A 585-nucleotide genomic window follows, 5' to 3' on the forward strand; every position below is an offset into this window, starting at 1 on the left:
GGTACCAAAGGATCAAAAAATAACTATATGCTTTTATCTGTATGATGGTGTAGAAATACTCGATTTTGCAGGCCCAATGGAAGTTTTTTCCTATGCGGGTTTCAAGGTCATTACCGTTGCGAAAACAAAAGCGCCTCTTCTCTCTCAAGGAATTCTAAAAATTATTCCGGATTATAGCATAAAAGACGCTCCACAAACCGATATTTTTGCTGTATTTGGTGGATCTGATGATGTCGCAGTTAACGACCCAGAAGTTATTTCATGGATACAATCAAGAGAAAAATCCACCAAAAGCTATTTCTCCGTTTGCACCGGAGCGTTTATCCTTGGAAAAGCAGGCTTGCTTGACAAACTTACCGTAACCACTTTTCATAAAAGTATAGTAAACCTGCAAAAGGCAGTGCCAACAGCTAGAGTACTTAAAGATGTCCGTTATGTAGACAATGGCCGGATCATTACCACCGCAGGAATATCTGCTGGCATAGACGGGGCTTTACATCTGGTTTCAAAATTAAAAGGCAAAGAAGTCGCTATGGCCGTGGCAAAGCACATGGAGTATGACAAATACATACCTGAACAAGGAAT

1 protein-coding gene is annotated in these 585 nt (G+C 40.5%); it reads left to right on the top strand.

Going from position 1 to position 585, the window contains the following annotated elements; all coding sequences use genetic code 11:
- On the top strand, nucleotides 1-585 hold a 585-nt coding region (locus DBR11_RS27375), incomplete at both ends, for a DJ-1/PfpI family protein (protein WP_158275397.1).

It is taken from the genome of Pedobacter sp. HMWF019 (assembly GCF_003061025.1).
Lineage (GTDB): Bacteria > Bacteroidota > Bacteroidia > Sphingobacteriales > Sphingobacteriaceae > Pedobacter.